Origin of the sequence: Rhizobium sp. L1K21 (assembly GCF_024055895.1) — a bacterium.
Classification (GTDB): domain Bacteria; phylum Pseudomonadota; class Alphaproteobacteria; order Rhizobiales; family Rhizobiaceae; genus Ensifer_A.
In genome coordinates, this window is sequence record NZ_JAMXLE010000001.1 from 1,788,019 (window position 1) to 1,809,206 (window position 21,188).

The window sequence follows — 21,188 nt, forward strand, 5'->3', positions numbered from 1 at the left end:
GACTATAGCACAGGTGCGGCTGGATGTCGCATGAGCGGCCTCACAATGGTGTGAGACCGTTCTTTCAATCAGGCGGCGCCGGGCAGCTTGTAGTCCTTCAATTGCTCGCGCAGCTTGGTCTTGAGGATCTTGCCGGTTGCCGTATGCGGGATTTCGGAGACGAAGATCACGTCGTCCGGCATCCACCATTTGGCGATCTTGCCATCCATGAATTGGAGAATGCTTTCCTTGCTCGGATTGGCCCCGTCCTTTTTCACGATGATGAGAAGCGGACGCTCATCCCATTTGGGATGATGAACGCCGATCACGGCTGCTTCGGCGACTTCCGGATGGCCGACCGCAAGGTTTTCCAGATCGATGGAGGAAATCCATTCGCCGCCGGACTTGATCACGTCCTTGGAACGGTCGGTGATCTGCATGTAGCCGTATTGGTCCATATAGGCCACATCGCCAGTGTCAAACCAGCCGCGTTCATCGAACTGTTCGGCACCACGGTTCTTGTAATAGCTGGACGCCACCGCCGGGCCGCGCACCTTCAACCGTCCGAAGGACTTGCCGTCCCAATCGATCGGCTTGTTGTCGTCGTCGGTGATTTTCATTTCCACGCCAAAGGGCGGATGGCCCTGTTTGGTGAGAATGTCATAGCGCTGGTCGCCTTCCAGCGCGGCATATTCCGGCTTCAGCGAGCAGATGGTGCCGATCGGGCTCATTTCCGTCATGCCCCAGGCATGCAGAACGTCCACATCGTATTTCTCCTTGAACGCCTTGATCATGGAGCGCGGAGCCGCCGAGCCGCCGATGATCACCGACTTCAGGTCCGGCAGGTCGCCGCCTGATTTATCAAGATGTTGCAAGAGGCTGAGCCACACTGTCGGCACAGCCGCCGTTACAGTCACGCGTTCCTCGCTCAGTAGCTCATAGATCGACTGACCATCCATGCCGGGTCCGGGCATGACCATACCCGCACCCACCATCGGGCAGGAAAAGGCCGTTCCCCATCCATTGGCGTGGAAGAAGGGAACAACCGGCATCATGCGGTCAGACGAACCGAGGTTCATCATGTCCGGCTGAACAGCCATGTAAGAGTGAAGGATGTTGGAGCGATGTGAATAGACAACCCCCTTGGGATCGCCAGTCGTGCCCGATGTGTAGCACATGCCCGCGGCCGTCTTTTCATCCAGCTCCAGCCATTCGAAATCGCTGTCGACCTCGGCAAGCCAGTCTTCATAGGCCACAACATTCGGCAGTGCCGTTTCGGGCATATGGGCTGCGTCGGTAAATACGATCACCTTTTCCAGCGACGGCACCATGGGCGCGATCTTCTCGATCAGCGGCATGAAGGTGATATCAACGAAGAGAAACCTATCCTCCGCGTCATTCATGATCCAGGCAATCTGATCTGGAAACAGGCGTGGATTGAGCGTGTGATAAATCGCGCCAACACCGGTAATGCCAAACCAGGCTTCCAGATGACGCCAGGTGTTCCAGGCCATTGTAGCCATCCGGTCGCCGACCTTGATACCATCTTTCTCAAGCCGCTTGGCCATTTGCAGCGAACGTTCGCGGACCTCTTTATAATTTGTGCGATGAATGGGGCCTTCAACGGAGCGCGACACAATTTCGCGACCGCCGTGATAAAGACCCGCATGATCGATCACCCGATGGCACAACATCGGCCAATCTTGCATCAATCCCAGCATGTAATCCTCCCAAGATTATTTCAATAAAATCTAACGTATAGGAAGCCTCGGCGCAACCAAGTCAGAATTGAGCATGGTTGAACAATCCTGTTTGTCAATCCCTCTGACGCGAAGATTTCGTTTGATCAAAATATGCCATTCTTGCCGTATCAACAATTTATACCAATGACCGATGATGAGAACCCATGTGACCGGAGCGCTTTTGTCTTTCGGCCAGGAGAAAACAGCCCGGCCCGTGGCCGCTGCCGGCGTCAAAATGCTCGGCCCGATGCTCACGCATCGCTCATCGCTCTTCGTTATTTTCCTGCGTGGACGACCGTTCCAGCTCTCAACATGTGGGTTCTCATCATCGGTCAATGGTATTAACACCCCTGTCACAGCGAAGAGTGCAAGGCCGAACTTGACGAAACGGCTCTCAGCGAACACATATCGGGCATGAAAGTATCAGAAGCAGACATATTGATCGTTCCGGGTTACACCAATTCCGGTCCCGACCACTGGCAAACCCGCTGGGAACAGAAACTCAAGACCGCGCGGCGCGTGGAGCAGGAGGCGTGGTCAAAGCCGGTGCGCGAAGACTGGGTCAAGCGTATGGTCGAAGAGGTCAATGCCAGCGAGAAGCCGGTGGTGATCGTGGCGCATTCGCTCGGCATTCCAACAGCCATCCATGCCATACCAGAGTTCAAGAAGAAGGTCGCCGGCGCGTTTTTCGTCGCCCCGCCCGAGGTAGACAATCCGAAAATCAGGCCCAAGCACCTGATGACGTTCGGCCCCTACCCGCGCAGCCCGCTGCCCTTCCCGTCGATGACGGTTGCCAGCCGCAACGACCCTTTCGGTTCGTTCGAGCATGCCGGGGATATTGCCAACGCATGGGGTTCTTATCTGTTGGATGCTGGTGAATCGGGACACATCAATGCCGAGTCCGGGCATGGACCGTGGCCCGAAGGCACGATGGTGTTTGCCGAATTCATGAAGCACCTGAAAGCCGACTGACACGGCATCGCCGTCAGGCGACCCGGTCAACGCTTTCGCCGGCCTGGGCAATCACTGCGGCAAGAAGCTCATTCATCCGTGCCCTGATTTCGCCGGAGGGAATCGCAACACCGGCGCCAATGAAATCGCGGCTGATCTTGTCGTGCACATTATCCTGACCGGTATGCGCCAGGTCAGCGGCAACCACTTCCATGGCATAGACTTCGGCCTGGTCGCCTTGCAGGCCCAGAATGCCGGCGGCCCACATGCCCAGCAGCCGGTTTCGCCGGGCTTCCAGCTTGAAGCGCATTTCCTCATCATGCGCAAACTTGCTTTCAAAAGCATTTTCGCGATCGTCGAAAATCGTCATGTCAACCTCCCTCGACGCTCCTCCTTCTGTTATCATAACGCAATAAAGCCAAAATGGCTTGGGAGAATTCAAGCTGCCCTTCGCTGACACTTCGGTTTTCGGGGGAAGGCGGGCAAAGCCGATTGTGAAATGCCAGCTTTTCGGCTATTGCACCGAATTAAGAGATAACATTTCGGCTCTCCACCTCCCCGCGAGCCGACCAGACAGGTACCTATCCACATGAGCCGTCGCCGACGCATTTATGAAGGCAAGGGCAAGATCCTTTATGAAGGACCCGAGCCCGGCACCCTGATCCAGTTTTTCAAGGACGATGCAACAGCCTTCAACGCCCGCAAACATGAGATTATTGATGGCAAGGGTGTGTTGAACAACCGCATTTGCGAGTTCATTTTCAACCACCTGAACAAGATGGGCATTCCCACCCATTTCATCCGCCGCCTCAACATGCGCGAACAGTTGATCAAGGAAGTGGAAATCATTCCGCTGGAGATCGTTGTGCGCAACGTGGCCGCCGGTTCGCTCTCCGAACGGCTCGGCATCGAGGAAGGCACGGTGCTGCCGCGCTCGATCATCGAGTTCTACTTCAAGAACGATGCGCTGAATGACCCGATGGTCTCTGAAGAGCACATCACCGCCTTCGGCTGGGCAAGCCCGCAGGAACTGGATGACATGATGGCGCTCGCCATCCGCTGCAACGACTTCCTCTCCGGCCTGTTTCTCGGTGCCGGCATTCAGCTGGTCGATTTCAAGATCGAATGCGGTCGCCTTTATGAAGGCGACATGATGCGGATTGTTCTTGCCGACGAGATTTCTCCCGATTCCTGCCGTCTGTGGGACATCGAGACCCAGGAACGGCTGGATAAGGATCGCTTCCGCAAGGATATGGGCGGGCTTCTGGAGGCCTATCAGCAGGTCGCCCGCCGTCTCGGCATCATCGGTGAAAACGAGCCCGTGCGCGGCACCGGCCCGGTTTTGGTAAAGTAAGGCAGATCAACCATAATCGGGCGCAGTCAGACGGCCTGATTTTTGTTGAACACAATGAATTTGAGGACTGAAGCAGTGATCAAGGCACGCGTAACCGTTACGTTGAAAAACGGCGTTCTGGACCCGCAGGGCAAGGCCATCGAAGGCGCGCTCGGCTCGCTCGGTTTCGAGGGCGTCGGTCAGGTTCGCCAGGGCAAGGTTTTCGATCTGGAAATCGACAGTTCCGACAAGGCCAGGGCCGAAGCCGATCTGAAAGACATGTGCGAGAAACTGCTGGCCAACACGGTGATCGAGAATTACACTATTAGCATCGCGTGACAGTTGCGGATGCGCCGATGACTGAAGTGACCAATGAACTGATGTATGAGCTTTTGAAGCGGATGCAGACCGACATATCCGATGTCAAGGACGGCGTTCGCGAACTGAAGCTTGAGGTCAACGCCATTCGCGGTACCCTCGTTTCAGTCCATCAGGACATTCACAATATCTACGGCATCCTTGGTAATCATTCGGATCGGTTGGCGCGCATAGAGCGGCGTCTTGAGCTGCATGAGCTGGCTGAACGCAGCCAGAGCCAATATGATCCGGAAAACTAATCGGTGCCGTGCGTGCGCGAATGCCGCGCGATCTATTGACCCGTGTCGAAACGGCAAATAAAGCCGATTGAACAGAACCATTTACGGCAATTTGGAGCCTGTCATGAAATCTGCTGTCGTTCAGCTTCCCGGCCTTAACCGCGACCGCGACATGATTGCGGCGTTGACCAAGATTTCCGGTACGCCCCCCATCACCGTCTGGCAGACGGAAACGGAAATTCCCGATGTCGATCTCGTCGTCATTCCGGGCGGCTTCTCCTATGGCGACTATCTGCGCTGCGGGGCGATTGCTGCACGTATGCCGGTGATGCAGGCGATCCGTGAAAAGGCGGAACAGGGCGTGAAGGTGATCGGCGTCTGCAACGGCTTTCAGATTCTGGTCGAGAGCGGTCTCCTGCCCGGCGCGCTGATGCGCAATGCATCGCTGAAATTCGTTTGCCGAGAAGTGAAGCTGGAAGTGGCCAATGCCACAACGGCCTTCACCCAGACTTATGAAAAAGGCCAGATCATCCGCTGCCCGGTGGCTCATCACGACGGCAATTATTTCGCCGATCCCGAAACCCTGAAGACAATCGAGGACAAGGGACAGGTGGTCTTCCGCTATGCCGAAGGCACCAACCCGAACGGCTCGATCAACGACATTGCCGGTATTGTCAACGAAAAGGGCAATGTGCTCGGCATGATGCCGCATCCGGAAAACCTGATCGAATCCGCACACGGCGGTACCGACGGGCGCGGCCTTTTTGCGTCAGCACTCAATGTGATCGCGGCCTGATTGAGCGCGCGCGTGGGAGACACTGCAATGCATGCATTAACCCGCGCTGGTGCGGTCGCTCTGACCGCCGCGCTTGTTTCGTCCTGCCAATCGGAAGAAAAGCCAGCGCGCAGCACCGCCGCATTGCCGGTCATGGAGCGCGTTGCGCTGGGTGCGCGCGATTGCTGGTTTAAATCGAAGGATCCCGCCTTTGCAGCCTACCGGCTGGCACCTGAACTGAATTCGTTTTCCGGCCGCCCGCGCATTCTTTTGGTGAAGAGTGCTGCGCCCACTGCCCTTCCCTCCCTTGTCGTGCAAGCCGAGGGCAATCCCGCCAAGCTTGAAGCCTTCGGGCCATTGATGCAGGACACGCTGTCAGCGCGCATCACCGCCGATGTCAATCATTGGGCGCGCGGCGGTGCCGGCTGCCGGGCATGAACGGCGGACAATAAAAATCCCGGGCAGCAGACAAACCGCAAACCCGGGAAGAAGCCGGCGCATTGGGACCGGCGGGGAAACTCCATCAATCCTGAAACAGATGCTTTTCGGCGGCAGAGCGCGCCTGCATGCGTGTCAGACCGATGTCGCGCAGCTCGTCATCCGTCAGTTCGGCAAGCTGCATGCGGCTGCGTTGGCGCTCAAGACGCCATCCGAGGCTTTTGGCAACGGCAATCACACGGCCAAACACGTTCTTTGTCCCGGCAGGTGCGCTGGGGGATGTCTGAATTGTACCTGTAATTGTCTTCATTGCCTTGTACCTTTCACGAAATTGTTACCCGCGATTGGGCTAAGCGTCTTATGTATTGACTCCCGAAGGGATGCAATATAAAAATTGTCACCATGACAAATTGGCTTCCTGCAATTCCCGATGGCCCCGGCCCTATTTATGTTCGCCTCGCCGATCAGATCGAATCGGACATCAACAAGGGCGTCTTGCCTGCGGGGGCAAAACTGCCGCCGCAGCGCGATCTTGCGTATGACATAAAGGTGACAATCGGCACAATCGGACGTGCCTATGCGCTCTTGCGCGAACGCGGCCTTGTCAGCGGCGAGGTTGGGCGCGGAACCTACGTTCTCGGTGAGAATGACAATGCCGAGGCTGCTGTGGGCGATCCTCTGCTTGCCCATTTTGCCGGAACGCGGGCTGAAACGCCCCTGCCCGGCAAATTACGGTTCGACACGACCGCGGCTCCCGATATCGGCCAGAGCCGGATGATGGAGGTCTTTCTGCGCCGGATCGTGCAGGAATACAGCACCGAGGTCTCCAGTTACACGCGCACCGTTCCCAATCATTGGCTGGAAGCGGGGCAACGCTGGCTTTCCACGGAAAGCTGGAAACCGGAATTGCGCGACATTGTCCCCGTTCTCGGTGCGCATGCCGGCCTCAATGCCATCATCGCCGCCGTTTCCCAGCCGGGCGACTATATCGCCTTTGAAGAACTGACCTATGCGCAGTCGTCCAGAAGCGCAACCATGATCGGGCGGCGCATTGCGCTGATGGAAACGGATGAACAGGGTATCGTCCCTGAGGAATTTGAGCGCATGTGTGCGCAGAAGCATCCCAAAGCCGCCTTCATGATGCCGTCTGCCAAGAACCCGACAGCGATTACCATTCCGCTGGAACGGCGCATACAGCTTGCCGAGATCGCGCGGCAATATAATGTGTGGCTGATTGAGGACAATCTCTACGGCAAGATGGCCCAGGATGGTATTCCGCTTCTGGCTGAACTTGCGCCGGAGAAGACGTTCCATGTCGGTGGGCTGTCGAAGTCGGTGGCAGCAGGCGTGCGCGGCGGCTGGGTTGCCTGTCCGCCGCATTTTGCCTCTCGCCTCAAGGTCACCCACAAGCTGGTCACCGGCGGCATGCCGTTTCTGCTGGCGGAACTCTGCGCGTCGCTCGTCTTGAGCGGTGCGGCTGAATCCGTGCGCAAGCAGGTGCTCATTGAAAATGCCGAACGCGGCAAGATCGTGGACAAGGTTTTTGCCGGTATTCCGCTGCGCACCAAGCCCAATATTCCGTTTTTCTGGCTGGCGCTGCCCGAGCCCTGGCACGCGGGTACATTCAAGCAGGCAGCCTTCGACCGGGACATTCTTCTCGACGACGAGGACGAGTTCAAATCGGCGCGCTCCAACCGTGTTCATCACGCCGTGCGCATCGGCTATTCCTCGCCTGTTGACCGGAAAGATGTTGAAAACGGGCTGAAAACGCTGCGCGCCCTCCTCGACGATGGTCCTGCGGGGTATGACACGGAGGCCTGAAACGAGAATTTAAGAGTGCCTGTCCGATGAATGTCACGATCCTGCATAATCCCAAATGCTCCACCTCGCGCACTGTGCTCGCCATGATCCGCGAGGCAGGCCACGAGCCGCAGATCGTCGAATATCTGAAGCATCCGCCGACGCGACAGGAACTCGTGCGCATTCTCGTGGCGCAGGAGATGGAGCCGCGCCAGTTGATGCGCCGCAAGGAAGCAATTTACAAAGAGCTGAAACTCGACGACGAGAACCTGAGCGACAACCAGTTGCTGGATGCGATGATGGGCAATCCGATCCTGATCGAACGCCCCGTCGTGATTACGGAAAAGGGTGTGCGTCTCTGCCGCCCGAAAGAGCTGGTGCAGGAGATTCTTTAACGCGCATCCGCAAAGCTTAACGGCGTGTTAAGCCTAGATGCAGGTTCTGCGGTCTGAACATTTCCTGACCTTTTTTGGATGCTTATAGTTGTACCGGACTGGAACAGGACGGGACACCATGACCAGATCATTTCGAAGATTTGCGCGCGTCTTTGCGCTCGCGGCCCTTGTTGCGCTGCCTGCCCAGCAGGCCTTTGCCGGCTATGCGCATCTCGTCATCGACGCCAATTCGGGCAAGACGCTTCTCTCCAAAAATGCCGATCAGCGAAATTACCCCGCATCGCTCACCAAGATGATGGTGCTCTACAAGACATTCGAGGCCATTCATGCCGATCGCATCGGCTGGAACAGCAAGATCGTCATGACCAAACGCGGCGCTGCCACGGTTCCGCTCAAGCTCGGCATTCGTGCAGGTCACCATTTCACGGTGCGCGAGGCGGTGAATGCCATGATCGTGCGCTCGGCCAACGACGTGGCGGAAGCCATGTGCGACTATCTCTCCGGCAAAAGCAGTTGCGGCTCCTATCTGACGGCAGGTGCGCAGAAGCTCGGCATGCGGCACACGACATTCCGCAACGGATCGGGCCTGCCGGATTCGAAACAGATGTCCACGGCGCGCGACCTCGGCCAACTCGGTCTCGCGCTCATCAGAGATTATCCCGAGGAATACAAGCTCTTTTCGCAAAGCTCCTTCGTCTTCCGCGGCAAGCGCATTCGCGGTCACAACCACCTGATGGCCCGTTATCGCGGCATGACCGGCATCAAGACCGGCTTCATCAATGCCTCTGGCTTCAATATCGTTACTGCCGTTCAACGTGACGGAAAAAGCCTCGTCGGCGTTGTCCTGGGTGGCCGCACTGCGAAAAGCCGTGATGATCGCATGGCCGAACTTCTCGATGCTGCCTTGCCCTTGGCTTCCCGGCACAGGACCCCGCGTTTCGAGGTTCCAATCCCGCTTGAGCGTCCGGGTCTCAATGCACCGGCTCTGGTGGTGGTCAATGCCTTTGTCGCGCCCACCCCTGCGCTTCGACCGGGCGAGGCAGTCAGTGCCGCCGTTGCCACGCCAAGGCCGCCGGCCCCGGTCGTAAACACCGCCTCTTCCGGCGGTTGGGAAATCCAGATTGCAGCCGTTGACAGCGAACGCGCCGCATCGCGCCTTCTGCAGGAAGCGCGCAGCGCCGTTGCAGACAGCCTTGCCGCGGTAACCGCCTATTCCCAACCTGTTCTCTCAAACGGCAAGACACTTTACCGCGCCCGCTTTTCCGGCTTTTCCGATCAGAGTGCGGCGCATTCCGCGTGTCAGGACCTGAAGCGGCGCGCCTATCAGTGCCTTGTGCTTGCCAATAGCGTCAATGGTTGACAGACCCATGACGGCTCTGTTCAGCCGACGCAGGGCACTGGAACAAGCGACCCGTTAACACGTTCATCACAGAACTTTGCACATTCGTCGGCTACAGAGAATTTCTTAATTTTCGCGGCCTATGATATTTTCTGGACACGATCAGGAGCGAGCAATGGGTGATTGCGCTTTCAGCACTTTCGATCTCGGCGAACTTCCCGCCGGAACCGGCGTGGAAGTCGTGCTGGCAACGCCCGCAGCTATACGGCTTGTTTCTGACAGTGCAGGTGCAACACCGCTGACGCCCGCCGACCGCATTCCTATTGATGCCATCTTGAAACCGAAGCGCCACCTCACCGTGCCGCGCGCCGGTCGCTGGCGGCTTTTGGTGGAACATGCCCATGCGCATCGCGGCGGTTGCGCGATCAGGCTTTCCAATCCGACAGACCAGGCTGGTGCCGGTCCCCACTAAGGTGCCTGCCTCCGAAGAACCACTTTTCCAGAATTCTCTTGCCGCCCTGCCCGACCGTTACGCAGAAGGATATTTCGGCGGCAAACGGTGGGGCGTCACCCTCAAACGTTCCGATGACCAGAAGCGTATCTGGCTTTATGCGGAAGAGCTTGGCGGAAGTGACATCGTGAGCTTCAACGCTTACCGTTTGTCCAACGGCGCGCTCCAACTCAGACCCTGCGAAATGTCGTCAGAAAAGGTGGTCGCCTTTGTGCTGGGCTTTATCCCTGATTCCGCCGCCTGACAGGCACCGGACGGCGGATAAACAAGGCTTCAGGTATTACCGAACCGCCTCAAGAATAGAACAATAATTGGCAACGCCGGAACCGCCCATATTGAAAACAGCGGCCAGTTCAGCGCCCGGCACCTGCATGGCATCTGCCGTTCCGGTCACCTGACGGGCGGCAATGACATGCATGGACACGCCGCTTGCGCCAACGGGATGTCCCTTGGCCTTCAAGCCGCCGGAGAGGTTGATCGGCAGGCGTCCACCCTTTGCCGTGGCGCCATCTGCAATCAGTTTCGCGCCCTTGCCGGTTTCGGCAAGCCCCATCGCTTCGCAGATGAGAAGCTCGGCGATGGTGAAGCAATCATGCACTTCGGCAAGATCAAGATCGTCCACGGTCACGCCAGCCTCGGCAAACGCGCGCTTGAACGCCTGTTCAGCCCCTTCAATGCGGGTAAGATCGCGTCGTGACATAGGCAGGAAATCGTTGACGTGCACCGCGGCCTTGAAGCCCACGGCACGCGGAAAATCGTCTGCCATGTCATCGGCTACCATCACCATGGCCGCCGCGCCGTCGCTGATCAGCGAGCAGTCGGTCATGCGCAGCGGCGCTGCAATCATCGGATTCTTTTCGCTCACGGTATTGCAGGCGGCAAAGCCGATATCCTTGCGCAGATGCGCCAACGGATTATCAAGTGCTGCAGCGTGGTTCTTGGCGGCAATCCGTGCCAGCGTCTCGGAATGATCGCCAAAGGCCTGAAAATAGGTCTGGGCGAATCGAGCGAAAATCTGCGGAAAGGTGACGCCCGCTTCCTCCGTCTGATAAGACGCGCCAGCCAGGGCCTCGGTGACGCCTGCCGTGTTTTTGCTCGTCATCTTTTCCGCGCCGATCACCAGCGCGGTACGAATGCGCCCGGAGCGGATTGCATCGCGGGCAGAATAGACGGCGGCAGAACCGGAGGCACAGGCGTTTTCAACCCGCGTGGCCGGCTTGAAGCGTAATGCGTCATCAAGACCCAAAACCAGCGAAGACGGAAAAGCATCCGGAACCATGCCGTTGTTGAAATGGCCGAGCCATATGGCATCCACATCGGAGGCTGAAAGCCCTGCATGATCAAGCGCCTCGGCGGCAGCCTCCAAAATCAGGGTTTCAAACGTTTTGTCCTTCAGTGCGCCAAAGGGTGTATGGCCCCAGCCAACGATACGTGCATCCATGTCAAGTTACCTCCGTGGCCGCGCAAGCGCGCCGGCAGTGTGAAAACAGATAGTTACTCTAATCATAGAATTCACATCTTCACAAACGGTATTCCGTTAGAACAGGGAACGAGAATATGTGGGCGAGCTTTGTGCAACCGCGTTGAGCTTATAGATTTCCATGCTGGCGATAGCTGCCCAGTTCCCTTCTCCTGCATTCTGCCCGGCGGGGCTAAGCTGCACCAAACAGGCCGGCGATGATATCGCTGTCGTAGGGTTTGCCGATCGAGTTGGAATCCATGATGTCGTCCGGCAGTTTTACCGTGTCGCCATAGCCGGAGGCGAAGACAAAATCGATGCCCAGCGTCTTCAGACGGCGCGCGGCCTCGAAACTCGTATCGGTGCCAAGGTTTACATCCAGGAGCGCGAAGTCAAACGCCGCATTGTCGTCGCCCAGCGCATCCAGGGCGGTTTTCAGCGTGGGCGCGATGACAATGTCCTTGCACCCCAATTTCTGGAAAGCTTCTTCCGCCTGCATGGCAATCAGAAGATTGTCTTCGACAATCAAGACGCGGGAAGGAACGTTGGATGCGGTTGACCTTGCCTCTCTTGTTTCGCCGGCCAACGTCTCTGCCCGCGTGGCCACGGTGAAGTGCTGTGCGGGAATGCTAAAGCGCGCCTTCAGTCCATCGGGTTCATAGGCAATATCGGCCTCGCCCCCGAGTTCGAAAGGCACCGTGCGGTGAATGATGGTTGACCCGAAGCCGCGCCGTGTCGGCTCGACCACAGGTGGACCGCCGATTTCGACCCAGTAGATGGACAGCATGCCGTCATCCTCGACCTTCAGCGCAATTTCGATCCTGCCCTTGGTGTCGGAAATTGCGCCGTATTTTGCCGAGTTGGTCAGCATTTCATGCATGACGAGCGCGATTGATGAAAAGGCCTGCGGCGAAAGCAGAATGATGGGTCCGGTGACCAACACACGGTCCTGTTTTCCGACCAGATAGCTTTCGGCTTCCGTCTTGATCAACTGGCGGAACGGTGTGGGGCTCCAGTTCTGGCGGGTAATCTGGTCATGTGCACGGGCAAGCGCCTGAACGCGGCTGTCGAGCTTCCTCACGAATTCGGAGGCGCTCTCTTCGCCTGCCACCGACTGGTGAATGAGGCCGCGCACAAGGCCCAGAATATTGCGCACCCGGTGGTTCAGTTCCGCAATCAGCACTTCCTGGCGCTCAGCGGCGATTTTTCGTTCCTGCCCGGCCTCATCGGTCAATCGCAACACCACCTCAAGCAGCATGACGCGAAGATGGGCAGCCGCTCTTATGTCTTTCGGCAGCCATGCGGCTGATTGGCCTTTTACGGTCTGCTGCCAGACCTGAAAGCTCTTGCGCGGGGTCAGGCGATCACCATTGGGACCGGAAACGACAGGTTTGTCAGGATTGCCGGCCCAGTTGACCTGGCTCACGGTCTCCTGCCGGAAAAACAGGATATAATCGCGCGGCGAACGGGAGATTGGGATGGACAGGAAGCCGGCTGCCCTGTCCACATAGGCTGCGGCGGCTTCGATAAAATCCGTCAGGTTGTTCGTTGAAAAGACCTCGTTGCCCGGCAGCGTGTTCAGCTTATCGCAGATGGCGTGGATATCTTCGTTTTCCGGCACAGTGCCGCCCGAGATGACCCTGCCCTCCTGCACCACTGCAAATCCATCCGCCCTCAGAATGCCGGAAAAGGCTTTCGCAGAGGAAACCAGTACTTCAACGGCCACCGAGCCGGCGGCAATGGACCTGGAGATGTCAGTGGTGATTTCGGAAACGCGTTCGTCGTTTTCCCGCTCCATGGCAGAGAGTTTCGTTTCGATGAGCAATGACAGCATCTGGCCGAAAAGCAGCGCAGAATTTCTCTGCCGCATGGTGGGAACGTAAGGCGCCTCGTGGTGACAGGCAAAAAGCCCCCACAGCTGACCATTGATGATCAGCGAAATCGACATGGAGGCTGCCACGCCCATGTTGCGCAGATATTCCAGGTGAATGGGAGAGACTGAGCGCAGGCGGCTTCCCGACAGATCGAATGGCAGGCTGGTGTCCTGATCGCCGGCAGCCAGAATATTCACGCCATTATGCGTGGCATCGGCGATCAGGCGGATCGGGTTTTCAATATAGAGCGCGCGCGCCTGTTTGGGGATATCGGTCGCCGGATAGCGCAGGTTCAGATATGGCTCCATGCCGGGCTTCAACGCTTCGGCGGTCACGATACCGCTGCCGTCGATGTCAAACTGATAGAGCATGACGCGATCAAAGCCGGTCATCATCTTGATGAAGCGGACAGACTGTTTGTAAAGCAGGTCGAGCTTCTGATTGTTGGCGAGTTGATCAATGGCTGACCGCACATTGGAAATATCGCTGGCGAGATTGTCACCCGCATCGGCCGGCTCGAATTCCATGACGATAAACTCGTCGATCGCGTGGACGGATATGTCGAATTTCTTATCGCTGCCGATCATTTCGATATCGTAGACGACATCGACGCCGCGCCGCGGGCGCAAAAACTGCAGGCGGTTTCGCACGCGGTGAATAATCTCCGATGGAAGCAGTTGGCGGATCGGCTGACCGAGCAGATCACCGGCCTTGAAAGGACCGAAGTCGGAAATGTTTTCTGAAACGTGTGACACCTTCCACTCTCGCGTTACCGCAACCAGGAAGCCAAACGTCTGCACTCTCCCCAGAAGGTGGATGGGTTCGCGATCACAATTCGTTAAATCAACATTTTCCGTCACGTATTAGCCTTACTTCACCGGGAAAGGTGAGCAGATTGAAGATATGCTTTGAAGAGATTGACAGCCGCATCAGCGGCCTCTCTTGCATTTTCGGGCGTCTCGTCTCGCGCAGTCAACCACGCCAGAAAGGACTTCCAGTAGGACTGACCCTGCCCGTGCTGAAGGAAAGAAACGGGATAGGTCTTGCCGGATGATTTGATCACCTGGGCAAGCTTCGCGCCGCCTAGTCTCGATCCCTCCAGGACATAAGAGATACCAAGGACGGATGTTCTGTCTTGTAAAAAAGACATAGGCATGACCTTTGGTGCTGAAATGCCCATCTGCTCAAGGTCACGTGTCAGCGCCTCACTGCGCAGGCGGGCGCTTGCAGCCGGCAAGGTGTGATAAAGCGGTTGAGAGGCCATCCAGCTTTCAACAGCCGGCAGCACACGGGCGTGCATGTTCAGAAAACGCTCATATCCGGCAGCCGAGGTGATCGGCGCGGTCATTACCGCATCATCCAATTCCTTGTGGAGAGAACCGGTGGAATTCCTGAGTGCTTGAAGAATATCGTCCATTGAGACTCTGCCGCGACAGCCCCGCTCACGCGGAAAGCTGAGCCTTTGCCGCGTTGATGGCGCTCTCCAGCATCGTCGGGTCCGAGGGCTTCATCACCGTCTGCGAATTCATATAGCGCGTGGCAAGATCATCGCCCCGCACATTGGCCGTGTGGAAAATCAGCGGTACGGAGAGTTCGTGCAGCCTGTCAGCCAGCGGGTATACTTCGCCATCCACCAGGTTAACATCCAGGAGCGCGATCTTGGGGCGCTCATTCTCCAGCGCATTCAGTGCTTCACGCACGGATGGAAACGGGCCGACGACATCACATCCGAGGCTGGTGATGGCGTCTTCCAGCATCCACGCAATCATGGGCTCGTCTTCCACCACCAAGACCTGAAGCGATCCGTCCATTTTGTAAACGCCAGCCATATATCATTCTCCGACACTCTTCAAAAGAGCCGTTCTTTGTTGTTCTCAAATCAAACAACGGGGCAAGCAAGAATTAGTTCCGGCCAATTGAAAATTATCTCGTTGCATTAATCGTCGGTCAATTTAAGTTAACAACAAGTAAAAAAGCGCTGCGCAGCCGTTAATACTGCGCAACGCCTCGCTCTGGCCAATTATAAGATTGCAACAGCGCGTCAAACCAACCTGCTCTGCGTCTTGGCGGCTTCAATGAAGCTCGCAAAGAGCGGATGCGGTTCCAGCGGACGGCTCTTCAACTCCGGATGATACTGAACGCCGATGAACCAGGGATGGACATCGCGCGGATATTCGATCGTTTCCGGCAGCAGACCGTCCGGCGAAATACCGGAGAAGACGAGACCGGCTTCTTCCAGTTTTTCGCGATAGGCAATATTGACCTCATAACGGTGACGGTGGCGTTCGGACACTTCCGTCGAGCCATAGATGTCGGAAATCAGCGAGCCCTTTTTCAGCGGATGCGGATAGGCACCGAGCCGCATCGTGCCGCCAAGATCGCCATCGGCGGAGCGTTTTTCAAGCTGATTGCCTTTCAGCCACTCCGTCATGATACCTACGACATTCGTGCCATGCTTGGTGTCGAATTCCGAGGATACGGCATCGGTGATACCGGCCAGATTGCGCGCGGCATCCAGCACTGCCATCTGCATGCCATAACAGATACCGAAATAAGGCACCTTGTGTTCACGGGCAAAACGGGCGGCATTGATCTTGCCTTCCGCGCCACGCTCGCCAAAGCCGCCCGGCACCAGAATGCCGTGCACTTTTTCCAGCCAGGGTGCGGGGTCTTCCTTCTCAAAGACTTCCGATTCAATCCATTCCAGATTGACCTTCACGCGATTGGCAATGCCACCGTGATAGAGCGCCTCGATCAGCGACTTATAAGCATCCTTCAGACCGGTATATTTGCCGACGATGGCAATGGTGACATCGCCTTCCGGCGTCTTGATACGCTCGGAGACCTCTTCCCATGGCTCAAGGCGGGGAACGGGTGCCGGGTCGATCCCGAAGGCAGCCAGAACCTCGTCGTCCAGGCCTTCCTTGTGATAGGCCAGCGGCACATCGTAGATGGAAGACACATCCAGTGCCTGGATCACGGCAGACGGACGCACGTTGCAGAAGAGCGACAGTTTCTTGCGCTCGGCTTCTGGAATTTCACGGTCAGCGCGCACCAGCAGGATATCGGGATGGATACCGAGCGCCTGCAATTCCTTCACCGAATGCTGGGTCGGCTTGGTCTTCAACTCGCCGGCGGCCGGTATGTAAGGCATCAGTGTCAGGTGCAGGTAAACGGCATTGCCGCGCGGCAGGTCGTTGCCCAGCTGGCGGATCGCCTCCATGAACGGCATCGCCTCGATATCGCCCACCGTGCCGCCAATTTCGCAGAGCACGAAATCGTAATCCTCGTTGCCCTCGATCACGAAATTCTTGATTTCGTTGGTCACGTGCGGGATCACCTGAACGGTCGCGCCGAGATAGTCGCCGCGCCGTTCCTTGTCGATGATATTCTTGTAGATGCGCCCCGTGGTGATGTTGTCGGTCTTGGTGGCTGAGCGCCCGGTAAAGCGCTCGTAGTGACCGAGGTCGAGGTCCGTTTCGGCGCCATCATCCGTCACAAACACTTCACCGTGCTGTGTCGGGCTCATCGTGCCGGGGTCTACATTGAGATAAGGGTCCAGCTTGCGCAGGCGAACCCGGTATCCCCGGGCCTGCAACAAGGCTCCCAAAGCTGCGGATGCGATGCCTTTTCCCAGAGAGGAAACCACACCGCCTGTGATAAAAACGTATCTAGCCATGGGATTTACCGGATACCTTCAAACGTCTGATTCCGCTACCCCCAAATTTCCGGCAAACCGAAAATCCGGTGGATGGAATGCATTGATATTGTCCTCACGGTCGCAACGCCCTGACGGGCTGACTTACGGACGGTGCGGCCAAGGCTGGCCGACGCCCGGTCGGGCTTGCGAACCACAAGGGTTCGTGTCTTGTCCTCACGGTCGCAACGCCCTTGCGGGCATTATGAACACGCGATTCTCACTGCTCTTACCACATGGCTTTGCCGGTCCGTGTGAAGCCAATGCTTCAGGACAGGTGCGGCCCATAGGTTCGATTGTTTCCAAAGCAAAACCGGCGGTCAGTTTGGCTGGCCGCCGGTTTTTGAATATTTGCGCCGAACTCAGTTGCCGGTCGGAACGGTTGCTCCGTTGGCATCATCGGCTGGAGCGGTCTGCGTTCCCGCTGCCGGCGTTTCTGCCGGAGCCTGGTTTGCAGGTGCCTCAGTCGCCGGTGTCTGGGTCACCGGAGCCTGCGCGCCGCTTTCAGTCGGAACAGCATTCGGATCAGCTGCCGGTGTCTGGCTGCTGCCGCCACCCAAGGAATCGAGGATGCCGTTCTGCTGACCTTCCTGCTGAAGCGGAATGCGGTCCAGAATATCCGTCGGCTTGGAATCGTAACGGGCCAGAATGCCGAGCGCCAGCGAGGTGACGAAGAACAGCGTCGCCAGAATGGCTGTCGTGCGGGTGAGCGCGTTGGCCGCGCCGCGGGCCGACATGAAGCCGGAACCACCTCCGATACCAAGGCCGCCGCCTTCTGAACGCTGGATGAGAATGATGCCGACGAGTGCCAGCACAATCATCAGATGAATTACAATCAATACGGTTTGCATAGGTCCGTTTTCCTTTGCCCGGGCGGCACCCTGCGGCAAATAATGTCAGAAATCTGGCGGCTCTTTACACGAGCCAACCCGGCATTCCAAGCCCTCAAGCGACAAGAACACCGTTAAAGTGAATGGCAAAACGCCCCACCGTCAGGATTGAAGCGTTTCATAGGCCTTGCAGATGGCGAGGAAGTCTGCCGATTTCAAGCTCGCACCCCCCACAAGCGCGCCATCGACATTGGCAATGCCCATCAATTCCACCGCGTTGCCGGGCTTGACCGAACCGCCGTAGAGAATGCGCATTTTCTTGCCCTCGTCGCCAAAGCGGTTCGCCAGCTCGGCGCGCATGAAGGCGTGTGCCTCTTCCACATCGCCGGCAGATGGCGTCAGACCGGTGCCGATCGCCCAGACAGGCTCATAGGCAATCACGGTATTGTCGTCTGTCGCCTCATCGGGAACGGAACCGGCCAACTGGCTGCGCAGCACATCCAGCGTTTTGCCGCTCTTGCGCTCGGCTTCCGTCTCGCCAATGCAGATAATGGCGACCAGGCCGGCGCTATAGGCTGCCCTCGCCTTGGCATTGACCAGTTCATCGCTTTCGTCGTGGTCGGTACGGCGCTCCGAATGGCCGACAATCACATGGGTGCCGAAACAATCAGCAATCATCTCAGCGGAAATATCGCCTGTATGGGCGCCGCTTTCAGCTTCATGGCAATCCTGCGCACCGATTTCCAAGGGGCTGTCAGTGGCCAGAGCCGTACCGACATAGAGAAGTGTCGCAGGTGGGCAGATCAGCGTGCCAATGTCGGCATTGATGGAAGAAACACCCTCGGCAATCGCCTTCAGTTCATCCAAGGCGGCACGGGTGCCGTTCATTTTCCAGTTTCCGGCAACCAAAGGGCGGACTTCAGGCGTCATGGATATTCCTCTATCAGCATTGAACTTGCCGCTGCACTAGCAAAATGCACCACCATTGGAAAGCGCTATTGCGAAACCGGCGCTCTGCTTTGTCGCAAGCACTGTCAGCAAAGGAGTGACTTGCTGCCTAAAGCCGACTATTCTTAAGCAACGGCGAATATTTTAAAGGTTTGGCGCGTTTTGTCGCAGGGGAGTGTCGGGCGTATTGCTTGCGGGACATAGAGGACTGACATCATGAATGCCCCTTTTCATCGTCGTATGGCCGCTGTCGGCCTGTTGGCGCTGACCATTTTTTGCCTGCCCGCATGGGCATTTGCCTCCGCACGCATCGCGCTTGTGGTTGGCATGTCAAAATATGAAAACGTCAACCCTCTGGTGAATGCCGCCAGCGATGCAGAAGCCGTCGGCCGCACGCTGGAGACGCTTGGTTTCGAGGTCACATTTTCGCTTGATCAGAAACTGCGTGACCTTGTGAAAACCGTCAACCAGTTTTCCTTCCGCGCGGAAACGGCGGATATCGCGCTTGTCTATTACGCCGGTCACGGTGTCGAAATTGCCGGGCAGAATTATCTCATTCCGACCGACATTCAGTTGACGCGGGCCTCTGAAATCGGCAGCCGGGCGATCACCGTCACCAATCTGCTGGAGGCCGTGAACAATGCCCGCCGTTTGCGCGTGGTCATTCTCGATTCCTGCCGCAACAATCCGTTTTTGAACCTGCCGGAAAACGATATCGAGAAAATCAGCCGCCTTGACGACGTGGAATTGCGCCAGGGCGGGCTTGCGCCGCCCTCTCCGCAACAAGGCACGCTGGTGGTCTACGCAGCCAAGGCCGGCGAAATCGCTTTCGACGGCAAGGGCGGTCACAGCCCGTTTGCAGCCGCATTGATTGATCAACTGCCTGCGAATGGCACAGAAATCGGCATGATGTTCCGCAGGGTTCGCGATGAAGTAATGCTTGAGACGGGAAACCAGCAGGAGCCGCATTTTTATGGCTCGCTGTCCAGCATCCCCTATTTCCTGGCCGGCGGCGACGATCAGATTGCCGCCATCACCGACCGGAGACAGGCCTGGGGCTCGCTCGCCCCTGCACAGGAAATGCAGCTTGCCTCACTGGCAAACCAGGGTGACGCGCGTGCGCTCATGGGTCTCGGTTATATGTCGCTGAACCCCGACAGCGCAAAATTCGATCCTGACAAGGCCTTCCGCTTCTTCTCGTCCGCTGCGGAAAAAGGCGACAGCGAGGCCATGTTCGAACTTGGCAAGCTTTACGAGAAAGGCATCGGGACCGAGCGTGATTTCGCAAAGGCGCTGGGACTGTTCAGGAAGTCCGCCGATCTCGGCTTCGCAGACGCGATCAACGATCTCGGATTTTTGTATTTTCAGGGCGCTGAGGGTTTGAAGCGCGATGCGGGGAAAGCCATCCAGCTCTTCCTGCAGGCAGCTGATCTGCGCCATCCGCAGGCGATGTACAACACCGCCGCTCTCATCGATGACGGGCTTGTTCCCGGAAAGACACCGGAGGATGCAGCCCAATATCTTTATGACTCGTTGCGTTCCGGTGTCAGCGACGTGCTGGATCAGCTTTCGCGCCGGCCCGAACAGTTCAAGCCGGCCACCCGCAAGGCGCTGCAGGCGCTTCTGAAAGCCAATGGCTTTTACGCCGGGGCCATCGACGGTGCGTTCGGCAAAGGCACCCAGCGCAGCATGAGCCTCGCCTTTGGCAATCAACCGGTCTGATTGGGGGATCAGTGACTTGAAAGCCTATTCCATCAAAAGAGGCCTGGCATTGACACTGGTTGTTTCGCTTGTGGCGGCTGAGGTCCAGCCTGCGCTCGCAGCTTTGCCGCGCCCCCTGCCCGCTGCAGCGGATCACTCTGCATTTGGCACCCTTCTCATTCCGACCCAGGCAGCGCCCGGTGCGGGCGGCAACAATGGTGGGGGCAATACCGGCGGGGGTAACACCGGAAGCGGCGACACCGGCGGCGGCGCGGGTGTCGGCACCGGCGATACGCCTGCAGGCGGCAGCGATACGCCGAGCGATAGCGGCTCCAGACCTGGACACGTCGATCTCAGCTGGCTGATGACCGGCAAGATTGCCAAGGACTTTGATGCCACCGTCGATGAATGTGGACGCTACGACGAGGTCTATCGCATCGACTGTCTGCGGCGGAATATCGAATTGATCGCCAAGTCGCTGCCGCGTGGCAGCGATTATCGTGAGGCGCGCCAGATCCTCCTCAAGGCCAGCAGTGCGCTTGATCGTATCGTCCGGCAAAATGCCGACACGCGCGCGCCCACTCTTGAGAAGAAGCCCAATGCCAACCGGCGCTTCAAGAAGGCGCAGCGCTACCGCGCCGTCAGGCGTGACAGGCTGGCAAACGCGATGTCGCAGGCCCGCGCGGTTATCGAAGAAGCGCGCACCGAACTTTTGCGCTCGGCGGAAAATTCGCAGGCGCGCCTTGCCCATTATCAGACGATTGCAACGGCGGTCGGCTCGACGAAGGTGCTGCTGCGCTCCAGCTGACCCGCAAAAGCA

Annotated in this window: 23 protein-coding genes; 13 read left to right on the forward strand and 10 right to left on the reverse strand. The window is 57.6% G+C overall.

Going from position 1 to position 21,188, the window contains the following annotated elements:
* Positions 1-68 precede the first annotated feature (68 nt).
* Positions 69-1,700 (reverse strand): long-chain-fatty-acid--CoA ligase, encoded by a 1,632-nt coding sequence (locus NHF56_RS08535; protein ID WP_252803370.1) that lies wholly within the window; start codon positions 1,698-1,700, stop codon positions 69-71.
* A 435-nt stretch (positions 1,701-2,135) separates the two neighbouring features.
* Here NHF56_RS08535 and NHF56_RS08540 point away from each other — a divergent pair, with 435 nt between their 5' ends.
* A complete protein-coding gene (locus NHF56_RS08540; protein ID WP_252803372.1) occupies positions 2,136-2,693 on the forward strand; it encodes an alpha/beta hydrolase in 558 nt (185 codons plus the stop codon).
* Positions 2,694-2,706: 13 nt separating this feature from the next.
* Here the strand turns inward: NHF56_RS08540 and NHF56_RS08545 are convergent, their stop codons facing one another.
* Positions 2,707-3,042 (reverse strand): DUF1476 domain-containing protein, encoded by a 336-nt coding sequence (locus NHF56_RS08545; RefSeq protein ID WP_252803374.1) that lies wholly within the window; start codon positions 3,040-3,042, stop codon positions 2,707-2,709.
* A gap of 219 nt (positions 3,043-3,261) precedes the next feature.
* On the opposite strand from NHF56_RS08545, the gene purC reads away from it, so the two are divergent.
* From purC to NHF56_RS08570, 5 genes are all read left to right on the forward strand, one after another.
* Positions 3,262-4,026 carry a phosphoribosylaminoimidazolesuccinocarboxamide synthase gene (gene purC, locus NHF56_RS08550; protein ID WP_252803376.1) on the forward strand — a complete coding sequence of 255 codons (765 nt, stop codon included), beginning with the start codon at positions 3,262-3,264 and terminating at the stop codon, positions 4,024-4,026.
* A 75-nt stretch (positions 4,027-4,101) separates the two neighbouring features.
* Positions 4,102-4,344, forward strand: coding sequence for a phosphoribosylformylglycinamidine synthase subunit PurS (gene purS / locus NHF56_RS08555; RefSeq protein ID WP_252803378.1), 243 nt, complete (start codon positions 4,102-4,104; stop codon positions 4,342-4,344).
* Positions 4,345-4,361: 17 nt separating this feature from the next.
* Entirely contained in the window at positions 4,362-4,622 is a 261-nt protein-coding gene (locus NHF56_RS08560; protein ID WP_252803380.1) for a hypothetical protein, read from the forward strand.
* Positions 4,623-4,725: 103 nt separating this feature from the next.
* On the forward strand, positions 4,726-5,397 hold the full coding sequence (purQ, locus tag NHF56_RS08565; RefSeq protein ID WP_252803382.1) for a phosphoribosylformylglycinamidine synthase subunit PurQ: 672 nt from the start codon (positions 4,726-4,728) through the stop codon (positions 5,395-5,397).
* Positions 5,398-5,424: 27 nt separating this feature from the next.
* Positions 5,425-5,814, forward strand: coding sequence for a hypothetical protein (locus NHF56_RS08570; RefSeq protein WP_252803384.1), 390 nt, complete (start codon positions 5,425-5,427; stop codon positions 5,812-5,814).
* An 85-nt stretch (positions 5,815-5,899) separates the two neighbouring features.
* Here the strand turns inward: NHF56_RS08570 and NHF56_RS08575 are convergent, their stop codons facing one another.
* Positions 5,900-6,124 carry a DUF1127 domain-containing protein gene (locus NHF56_RS08575; RefSeq protein WP_252803386.1) on the reverse strand — a complete coding sequence of 75 codons (225 nt, stop codon included), beginning with the start codon at positions 6,122-6,124 and terminating at the stop codon, positions 5,900-5,902.
* A 92-nt stretch (positions 6,125-6,216) separates the two neighbouring features.
* Between NHF56_RS08575 and NHF56_RS08580 the strand changes: the two genes are divergently transcribed.
* From NHF56_RS08580 to NHF56_RS08600, 5 genes are all read left to right on the forward strand, one after another.
* Positions 6,217-7,635, forward strand: coding sequence for a PLP-dependent aminotransferase family protein (locus NHF56_RS08580; RefSeq protein WP_252803388.1), 1,419 nt, complete (start codon positions 6,217-6,219; stop codon positions 7,633-7,635).
* A gap of 26 nt (positions 7,636-7,661) precedes the next feature.
* The gene (gene arsC, locus NHF56_RS08585) at positions 7,662-8,009 is read left to right on the forward strand and encodes an arsenate reductase (glutaredoxin) (protein ID WP_252803391.1); all 348 of its coding nucleotides are present in this window, start codon (positions 7,662-7,664) and stop codon (positions 8,007-8,009) included.
* A 118-nt stretch (positions 8,010-8,127) separates the two neighbouring features.
* Positions 8,128-9,369 (forward strand): D-alanyl-D-alanine carboxypeptidase, encoded by a 1,242-nt coding sequence (locus tag NHF56_RS08590; protein WP_252803392.1) that lies wholly within the window; start codon positions 8,128-8,130, stop codon positions 9,367-9,369.
* A 154-nt stretch (positions 9,370-9,523) separates the two neighbouring features.
* On the forward strand, positions 9,524-9,820 hold the full coding sequence (locus NHF56_RS08595) for a DUF1883 domain-containing protein (RefSeq protein ID WP_252803394.1): 297 nt from the start codon (positions 9,524-9,526) through the stop codon (positions 9,818-9,820).
* Entirely contained in the window at positions 9,804-10,103 is a 300-nt protein-coding gene (locus NHF56_RS08600; protein WP_252803396.1) for a hypothetical protein, read from the forward strand. Before NHF56_RS08595 ends, NHF56_RS08600 begins: the two co-directional genes overlap by 17 nt.
* A gap of 36 nt (positions 10,104-10,139) precedes the next feature.
* Here the strand turns inward: NHF56_RS08600 and NHF56_RS08605 are convergent, their stop codons facing one another.
* The 7 genes from NHF56_RS08605 to tpiA form a co-directional block, all read right to left on the reverse strand.
* Positions 10,140-11,300: an acetyl-CoA acetyltransferase gene (locus NHF56_RS08605; RefSeq protein ID WP_252803398.1), complete on the reverse strand. Its 1,161-nt coding sequence runs from the start codon at positions 11,298-11,300 to the stop codon at positions 10,140-10,142.
* Between the two features lie 211 nt (positions 11,301-11,511).
* Positions 11,512-14,052 (reverse strand): HWE histidine kinase domain-containing protein, encoded by a 2,541-nt coding sequence (locus NHF56_RS08610; protein WP_252803400.1) that lies wholly within the window; start codon positions 14,050-14,052, stop codon positions 11,512-11,514.
* A gap of 14 nt (positions 14,053-14,066) precedes the next feature.
* Positions 14,067-14,609, reverse strand: coding sequence for a biliverdin-producing heme oxygenase (locus tag NHF56_RS08615; protein ID WP_252803401.1), 543 nt, complete (start codon positions 14,607-14,609; stop codon positions 14,067-14,069).
* Between the two features lie 25 nt (positions 14,610-14,634).
* Positions 14,635-15,021 (reverse strand): response regulator, encoded by a 387-nt coding sequence (locus tag NHF56_RS08620; protein WP_252803403.1) that lies wholly within the window; start codon positions 15,019-15,021, stop codon positions 14,635-14,637.
* Positions 15,022-15,233: 212 nt separating this feature from the next.
* Complete coding sequence (locus NHF56_RS08625) at positions 15,234-16,871, reverse strand: CTP synthase (protein WP_252803405.1); 1,638 nt, start codon at positions 16,869-16,871, stop codon at positions 15,234-15,236.
* Positions 16,872-17,251: 380 nt separating this feature from the next.
* Positions 17,252-17,740, reverse strand: coding sequence for a preprotein translocase subunit SecG (secG, locus tag NHF56_RS08630; RefSeq protein ID WP_252803407.1), 489 nt, complete (start codon positions 17,738-17,740; stop codon positions 17,252-17,254).
* Positions 17,741-17,881: 141 nt separating this feature from the next.
* The gene (gene tpiA / locus NHF56_RS08635) at positions 17,882-18,649 is read right to left on the reverse strand and encodes a triose-phosphate isomerase (protein ID WP_252803409.1); all 768 of its coding nucleotides are present in this window, start codon (positions 18,647-18,649) and stop codon (positions 17,882-17,884) included.
* Between the two features lie 234 nt (positions 18,650-18,883).
* On the opposite strand from tpiA, the gene NHF56_RS08640 reads away from it, so the two are divergent.
* Both NHF56_RS08640 and NHF56_RS08645 read left to right on the forward strand, forming a co-directional pair.
* Entirely contained in the window at positions 18,884-20,389 is a 1,506-nt protein-coding gene (locus NHF56_RS08640) for a caspase family protein (RefSeq protein WP_252803411.1), read from the forward strand.
* A 49-nt stretch (positions 20,390-20,438) separates the two neighbouring features.
* Positions 20,439-21,176 (forward strand): hypothetical protein, encoded by a 738-nt coding sequence (locus tag NHF56_RS08645; RefSeq protein ID WP_252803413.1) that lies wholly within the window; start codon positions 20,439-20,441, stop codon positions 21,174-21,176.
* Positions 21,177-21,188 lie beyond the last annotated feature (12 nt).

Bases quoted from the DNA above. Each gene is read 5' to 3' on its own strand.
- NHF56_RS08535 (WP_252803370.1), bottom strand. From the start codon at position 1,700: ATGCTGGGATTGATGCAAGATTGGCCGATGTTGTGCCATCGGGTGATC.
- NHF56_RS08540 (WP_252803372.1), top strand. From the start codon at position 2,136: ATGAAAGTATCAGAAGCAGACATATTGATCGTTCCGGGTTACACCAAT.
- NHF56_RS08545 (WP_252803374.1), bottom strand. From the start codon at position 3,042: ATGACGATTTTCGACGATCGCGAAAATGCTTTTGAAAGCAAGTTTGCG.
- purC (WP_252803376.1), top strand. From the start codon at position 3,262: ATGAGCCGTCGCCGACGCATTTATGAAGGCAAGGGCAAGATCCTTTAT.
- NHF56_RS08560 (WP_252803380.1), top strand. From the start codon at position 4,362: ATGACTGAAGTGACCAATGAACTGATGTATGAGCTTTTGAAGCGGATG.
- purQ (WP_252803382.1), top strand. From the start codon at position 4,726: ATGAAATCTGCTGTCGTTCAGCTTCCCGGCCTTAACCGCGACCGCGAC.
- NHF56_RS08570 (WP_252803384.1), top strand. From the start codon at position 5,425: ATGCATGCATTAACCCGCGCTGGTGCGGTCGCTCTGACCGCCGCGCTT.
- NHF56_RS08575 (WP_252803386.1), bottom strand. From the start codon at position 6,124: ATGAAGACAATTACAGGTACAATTCAGACATCCCCCAGCGCACCTGCC.
- NHF56_RS08580 (WP_252803388.1), top strand. From the start codon at position 6,217: ATGACAAATTGGCTTCCTGCAATTCCCGATGGCCCCGGCCCTATTTAT.
- arsC (WP_252803391.1), top strand. From the start codon at position 7,662: ATGAATGTCACGATCCTGCATAATCCCAAATGCTCCACCTCGCGCACT.
- NHF56_RS08590 (WP_252803392.1), top strand. From the start codon at position 8,128: ATGACCAGATCATTTCGAAGATTTGCGCGCGTCTTTGCGCTCGCGGCC.
- NHF56_RS08595 (WP_252803394.1), top strand. From the start codon at position 9,524: ATGGGTGATTGCGCTTTCAGCACTTTCGATCTCGGCGAACTTCCCGCC.
- NHF56_RS08605 (WP_252803398.1), bottom strand. From the start codon at position 11,300: ATGGATGCACGTATCGTTGGCTGGGGCCATACACCCTTTGGCGCACTG.
- NHF56_RS08615 (WP_252803401.1), bottom strand. From the start codon at position 14,609: ATGGACGATATTCTTCAAGCACTCAGGAATTCCACCGGTTCTCTCCAC.
- NHF56_RS08620 (WP_252803403.1), bottom strand. From the start codon at position 15,021: ATGGCTGGCGTTTACAAAATGGACGGATCGCTTCAGGTCTTGGTGGTG.
- NHF56_RS08625 (WP_252803405.1), bottom strand. From the start codon at position 16,871: ATGGCTAGATACGTTTTTATCACAGGCGGTGTGGTTTCCTCTCTGGGA.
- secG (WP_252803407.1), bottom strand. From the start codon at position 17,740: ATGCAAACCGTATTGATTGTAATTCATCTGATGATTGTGCTGGCACTC.
- tpiA (WP_252803409.1), bottom strand. From the start codon at position 18,649: ATGACGCCTGAAGTCCGCCCTTTGGTTGCCGGAAACTGGAAAATGAAC.
- NHF56_RS08640 (WP_252803411.1), top strand. From the start codon at position 18,884: ATGAATGCCCCTTTTCATCGTCGTATGGCCGCTGTCGGCCTGTTGGCG.